This is a genomic window from Blautia caecimuris (assembly GCF_024622975.1).
Taxonomy (GTDB): domain Bacteria; phylum Bacillota; class Clostridia; order Lachnospirales; family Lachnospiraceae; genus Blautia_A; species Blautia_A caecimuris.
The window spans coordinates 1-6167 of record NZ_JANJZT010000066.1; the positions used below are offsets into that span (position 1 = coordinate 1).

Here is a 6167-nt window from a genome sequence, read left to right on the forward strand (position 1 = left end):
GTCTTTAGACTCCAGTGCCGGTAATAGACCCTTATAGGGTCAAAGCAAACCACCGGCTAAGCCGGTGGTCGTGATTTTCCTACGCATTTAGAAACCCTCTCTGGCGAGGGAGATAATCTGACAAGAGGTATCTTTTCCGCTAGCGTTTCGCCACTTTCTTCCGGCGCATGGCTATTTCTGGATATGAGTTATACGTCACTTTCTTATTCATATTTCTTGCCTTGTATTCTTCGAGCAAAAGAAATATAATAAACCATATTAGGAAGAAATTATATGGATTACATGTTGCTGAAAGAGGCAAGCAAGAAATGGGGTATCTCTACTGAATGATAAACTACTATTGCACCGAGGACCACATCCCCGGTGCTGTAAAAATGGCTACTGTCTGGCTAATACCAAAAGAGGAAGAAAAGCCGGTTGACTGACGATATAAGAAAAAGTGAAAGGAGGCTCCTCTATATGGCAAATATTTTGATTGTTGAAGATGAAAAGAATATGCAGAGCATTATTGTCGAGTATATGCATCGAGGCGGCCACACCTGCTTTACGGCTGATGATGGCGTGGACGCTTTAATGATCTTGAAAAACAATCCCATGGAATTGATGATACTGGATGTGATGATGCCCCACCTTGATGGTTTTTCCGTCTGCAAGATGGCAAGGGAAATGAGTAACCTTCCCATTATCATGTTGACTGCGAAAAGCGAGGAAGAAGATAAACTGAAAGGTTATGAGTTGGGAGCCGATGACTATATCACAAAACCATTCAGTCCTAAAGTGTTACTGGCAAAGGTAGGCGCTTTGCTACGCCGATCCTCGATTACGCCTACCGATTCTATGAATGCCGGAAAAATTACGATCATCCCTACATCCCACAAGGTCTTTGTGGACGGACAGGAAATCACTTTAACCCATAAGGAATATGAACTGCTGCATTTCTTCATGGCAAATCCCAGCCAGATATTCAGCAGAGAGCAGTTGCTTAATCGGATTTGGGGCTACGATTTTGAAGGAACGACTCGGACAGTAGATACCCATATCAAAACCCTGCGACAGAAATTGGGCGATGAGGGCAAGCACATTGTTACCCTGATCCGTTCTGGCTATAAGTTCGAGGTGAGTGTATGAAGATCAACGAAAACATGAACATCTTTACCATACGAAAGAAGATACTGCTTGCCTCCAAGCTGATTGGTGTTGCCTTAATTGTTTCTTATATACTGTCCACCAAACTGCCAGTGAATGCAGATATTTCCTTTGTGATATGGCTGGCATTTGTGGTAGTGCTGATCTGCGCCATTGACCTGTTGATGGCACGTTTTATCACAAAGCCAGTTTCAGAACTGAATGAGGCTGCGAAAAATCTTGCAGAGCTGGATTTTTCCAAACCTTGTAAGGTAACAAGCTTGGATGAGTTTGGTGAGCTTTCAGAAAGCCTGAATAAGATGGCGGAAAATCTGCAGCAGGCTTTTGTTTCGTTAGAAGATGCCAATTTGAAATTAGAGCAGGATGTGGAGCAGAAAAAACGGCTGTTGGCTGAACGCAAGGAGTTGGTAGACAATCTTTCCCATGAGATGAAAACTCCGCTGGGAGTGATTCGGGCATATACGGAAGGATTACAGGATGAAACAGATGAAGGGAAACGGCAGAAATATACGGAAGTGATCATTCAGGAGACGGAACGTATGAACTGTCTGATCACCACACTTTTAGATTTATCCGCATTGGAAAATGGAGCAACCAATCTCCAGCCGGAACGATTTGACTTTGTAGAGTTTGTGGAGACGATAGCAGGACGGCTGTTGATCGATACACCGGATGCGGATTTTGTATTGGAATATGAACTTCCGGAGAGCCCAGCTTATGTGTATACAGATCAAGGGCGCATGGAGCAGGTTCTGGATAATCTGATTGTGAATGCGAAACGAAACGTATCCCCAGGCGGTATTTTGAAATTATCCCTGACTGAGGAGAAAGACGGTTTGCATTTTTCTATTTACAATGAGGGAAGGGAAATTTCAAAGGAGGATTTGAAAAAAATTTGGACCAAGTTTTACAGAAATCCCAATGCTTCCTATGGAGGTTCCGGACTTGGACTTGCCATTGTTGCACAGATTTTATCCATGCAGGGATTCTCCTATGGAGTGGAGAATCAACCGGGCGGCGTGAAGTTCTATTTTACAATTCCTGCCGTAAAATAAAACATAGAATACAGATGGAAAAGCTTTCATTTACAGAGAGATGAGGGTTTTTCTTTTTTTGTGGAAATTTCACACCAACTTCACTTCGACTTCACCTCAATTTCAATGCGTTTTTTTATGTTTATCCTATCAAAAGAAAGAGGAGGATGCGATATGTTTTTAGGATTGGAATGGTATTGGTGGCTTGTGATTTTGGTGCTTTTGATTGTTTCTATCCCGTTTAAGGTGAAATTTATGAAATGGTGGAATCAACGGGAAAAAGAGAAGAAAAAAGGTCAGACAGGAAAATGGGGTGAGGAAGATGATTGAAGTAAAAAATCTGACGTTTTCCTATGGAAAGGATAAGCAGGCGCTGCATGGACTAAATTTCAACGTAGAAGACGGGGAAATCTTCGGCTTCTTGGGACCAAACGGTTCTGGGAAGTCCACAACACAGAAAATATTGACGGGAATCTTAAAAGGACATGGAGGAGAAGTTTCTCTATTTGGAAAGGATCTCAAAGAGGTTCATACGCAGGAGTTTTTCCAGAAGATCGGCGTGTTATTTGAATTCCCCTATCTGTATGCGAATTTGAGTGCAGTAGATAATCTGAATTATTTTGCATCCTTTTATCCAGAAGAACAGTTGCGGGATGTAGAAGAACTTTTGACGATGCTAGAAGTAAAGAAGGACTTCTGGAAGAAACCGGTGTCTTCCTACTCCAAAGGAATGCGGCAGCGTGTAAGTATGGCGCGGGCGTTGATCAGTAATCCAAAGCTTTTGTTTTTGGATGAACCAACCAGTGGCCTTGATCCTGCCGGGGCGGTGCTGTTTCGCAAAATTATTGGGGAAGAACGACAAAAGGGTACAACCGTATTTCTTACTACCCACAATATGCTGGATGCAGATCTGCTTTGTGACCGGGTGGCATTTATCGCAGGCGGCAATATCGTTGCACTGGATACGCCAGGAAACTTAAAGGAGAAAAACAGCGATCATCGTATTGTGATTTCCTATCTGTATCAAGGAAAACGGGAAGAGCAGATCATGGGGACCTTGGAACTGAAGGATAGCATGACTTTTGCGTATGATGAAATCATCAGTATCCATTCCCAGGAGCCGACTTTGGAGGATGTCTTTATTCAGTATACAGGAAGGGGGCTGTCTTGATGTGGAAATGCTTTCTTTCTTTATTCAAAAAAGACTGCCGGATGATGATGTCCGGGAAATTTTTTCTGGTGGCGTTTTGCTCCCTGATACTGTATACCTTGTTTATTAATTTTGGTTATGTAAATTTTATGGATGCGAAGCTCTACAACGTGTATTTGTATGATCCGGAAGGTACACAGCGTGAGGTTTCCTCTTTGGTCCATCCGGTGTCCTCGATAGAAGAGTTAGATTCTGTTCTTGCTGGTGATACCAATGGTGTCGGGATTGATGCAAGCAATGGAACTCCCCATGTCAGGTTCTATGAGGCAACGGAAAAAGCGGATAAACACAGAGTGGACTATGCGCTGTCCCTGCTGTCTATGGATGAGAACTATACAGCAGAAACAGTGGGCAATTATACTACGGAAACAAAACAGCGCAGGGAAATTACTTGTGAACTTGTATTTATTGAGATTGTTGCGGTTGGATTTTTGGGGATTGCTTCGGCGCTGTTCAAAGAAAAACAGATGGGTGTCATTCGTGTCCATGCGATTATGCCGCTTCAAAAAAGTCTGTTTGTATGTTCCAAAATCATACTTTTTTTACTTACGGATTTGATTTTTGCAACATTAATGGTGTTGCTGAATGTTGGACTTGATGGGGTTGCGGTTCTGCCAGGCGTTTTGGTACAGACAGCCATCCTTTCGTTGATTATGGCATTGGCAGGTTTTGGGTGTACCATGATTCTTAGGGATTTTAAACAGTTTTCACTTGCTTATCTGGTGATTGCACTCTTTGCAGCTACACCGGTATTTTTGGCAGCAAATACATCTGTAAAGATGGCATGGATTGATTATCATCCGTTTTATCATGTGTACATGGGACTAAAAAATGCTTTTTTCGGTATCACGACTATCAACCCGGTGTATTATATTGGTGCAATCAGTGCAATTTTGTTACTTTTTATCTTTGTGGAAGCATCGTTTCGTAAGGAAATGAGAAGGGAGGGGTAGTGATGAAAGGACTTATGTATCAGCTAAAAAGTGTCCGGAAAGATAAGTTTTGCATTATGTCATTTCTCCTGCCTATTATAGTTGCTGTGGCATTGCATTTTGTCGGATCCATTGATCTTTCTTCGTTGGGGGAATTTCATTTTGGAGTGACAGAACAAGGCACGAATGATGAAGTAACCACATGGCTGGAACGGTATGGTACAGTTACCGTTTATCCAGAACAGGAAGAATTGGTTGCAGCTATCAATGAGTCTTCCACAAACCTAATCGGAGTGGAAACGGACGGGGACAGCATCCAGACCATCCTTTCCGGGGATGAACTAGAAATGTTCCGCCAGACAGCAAATACACTTCCAGCTCTCTATGCACAGAGAGAAATGGCAAAACAGGCCAGAGTGCAGGTATTAGAACGGCAGGACATGATGTCTGGCTATCAGAATATCTTTATTGCGATTACCCTGATTGTAGCGATGTTTATGGGATGTACCTTTAACGCTATGAATATCATTTCTGAAAAAGAAGATGGTGTTGCTTTGATCAATGAAATTCTGCCTATGACGGACTGGCAGTATATGATTCAGAAGATTTTTGTCGGTTTTGTATTTGGCTGCCTGTCCGCTATTCTTACGGCGGTAATCTGCTTCCGGCTCTCTTTCACAGGAGCGGTGGTCATGCTAGCATTGATTGTCCTTTCCGCATTTGTGTCGGCTCTGATTGGCTTGTTTGTCGGCAAACTCTCTGATGGCATGATGGTAGGCGTGGTCTATATTAAAATCGTGATGATTGTATTTATGGCGGTTCCGATCCTGAATTATTTGATTGGTGCAGGAAACAAAGTCCTTTCCTACATTTGCTACCTAATCCCATCCAGCGCCACTTTTGAGGGCATTATGGATTTGGCAAATGGAACTGCATCAACAGTGATTAAGGACATCGTTATCCTCACCCTCCATTGTGTTCTTTGTTTTTTGCTTTATCTGATTGTATCTAAGCGACAGAAAAAACATATTTAACTGATTATAATACGCAAGCCTGCCCCTGATGGGGACAGAAAAAACGTTGACAGGGGCGGGGCGGTTTTACATGCTTCAATGACCTTTTTCATTTCTGCGGTTATTCGGCGTGGGCCGGAGCCGCAATACTGCCGCTGATGAAAGGAGCAATGTAAACAGATTCTCTACCATGAAGTAATTGACTATCTGTGGAAATTGCAGCGGGATTGCGGCCGTCAAACATCGTTAGAGGATATTCGACGGGTACAATAGGGCAAGTTTTCTGTGCTGAACGAATATTCCAGCAACAGCAGTATATTCTCGACCTTTGGCTTTGACCTATATATTTGGAACGAATTGGTGGCTGGAGCCTTTGCAAATCTGCCATAGCAGGAACAACAGATTTTAATTCTGTATTATATCACAGCTATGACAGACGCAAAAACTGGTAACCTTGTGGAGATGTCCCGCAGTACCGTCCAACGGCACCGGGTAAATATCCTGAATAAATTACGGCAAAGTTTGGAACACAATTGAGAGGAACGCAAAATGAAACAACCTATATTTCACAACAAAGTGATTCTGTCCTCGTCTATAATTAAGGTGTTTCTATCATTTCATAGGTAGAAAAATTTTGACGGTTAATCCCTGAGGCACAGTATTAGCAAATTGGATTGTTCCCCGATGTGCTTTTACAATCTGCCGTACAATTCTAAGACCTAGACCATGTTCCATTTCCTCTGTCACCTTTTGTGTACTAGTATAGAATAAATTAAATTTCTGCTATATATTTTTGAGATGATGTATGGTAAAATAGTGTTATCAAAGAAAG

7 protein-coding genes and 2 pseudogenes are annotated in these 6167 nt (G+C 42.4%); 8 read left to right on the forward strand and 1 reads right to left on the reverse strand.

The annotated features are described in order from the left end of the window. The first annotated feature begins 273 nt into the window (after positions 1 to 273). The 8 genes and pseudogenes from NSA57_RS19065 (at position 274) to NSA57_RS20020 (ending at position 5872) form a co-directional block, all read left to right on the forward strand. Positions 274 to 425: pseudogene (locus NSA57_RS19065) on the forward strand (DNA-binding protein). Between the two features lie 34 nt (positions 426 to 459). Continuing rightward, a complete protein-coding gene (locus NSA57_RS19070) occupies positions 460 to 1128 on the forward strand; it encodes a response regulator transcription factor (protein ID WP_257465806.1) in 669 nt (222 codons plus the stop codon). Further along, positions 1125 to 2201 (forward strand): HAMP domain-containing sensor histidine kinase, encoded by a 1077-nt coding sequence (locus tag NSA57_RS19075; RefSeq protein WP_257465807.1) that lies wholly within the window; start codon positions 1125 to 1127, stop codon positions 2199 to 2201. Before NSA57_RS19070 ends, NSA57_RS19075 begins: the two co-directional genes overlap by 4 nt. A 153-nt stretch (positions 2202 to 2354) precedes the next feature. Then, positions 2355 to 2510: a hypothetical protein gene (locus NSA57_RS19080; protein WP_257465808.1), complete on the forward strand. Its 156-nt coding sequence runs from the start codon at positions 2355 to 2357 to the stop codon at positions 2508 to 2510. Continuing rightward, positions 2503 to 3351, forward strand: a complete 849-nt coding sequence (locus tag NSA57_RS19085; protein ID WP_257465809.1) for an ABC transporter ATP-binding protein — start codon at positions 2503 to 2505, stop codon at positions 3349 to 3351. The genes NSA57_RS19080 and NSA57_RS19085 overlap by 8 nt, the downstream gene beginning before the upstream one ends. Further along, positions 3351 to 4343 carry an ABC transporter permease gene (locus NSA57_RS19090; RefSeq protein ID WP_257465810.1) on the forward strand — a complete coding sequence of 331 codons (993 nt, stop codon included), beginning with the start codon at positions 3351 to 3353 and terminating at the stop codon, positions 4341 to 4343. Before NSA57_RS19085 ends, NSA57_RS19090 begins: the two co-directional genes overlap by 1 nt. A gap of 2 nt (positions 4344 to 4345) precedes the next feature. After that, positions 4346 to 5356, forward strand: coding sequence for an ABC transporter permease (locus tag NSA57_RS19095; RefSeq protein ID WP_257465811.1), 1011 nt, complete (start codon positions 4346 to 4348; stop codon positions 5354 to 5356). Positions 5357 to 5737: 381 nt separating this feature from the next. Continuing rightward, positions 5738 to 5872 (forward strand): hypothetical protein, encoded by a 135-nt coding sequence (locus NSA57_RS20020; RefSeq protein WP_354184507.1) that lies wholly within the window; start codon positions 5738 to 5740, stop codon positions 5870 to 5872. A 75-nt stretch (positions 5873 to 5947) separates the two neighbouring features. Here NSA57_RS20020 and NSA57_RS19100 read toward each other — a convergent pair. Continuing rightward, positions 5948 to 6100: pseudogene (locus tag NSA57_RS19100) on the reverse strand (ATP-binding protein); the annotation flags it as partial. Between the last annotated feature and the right edge of the window lie 67 nt (positions 6101 to 6167).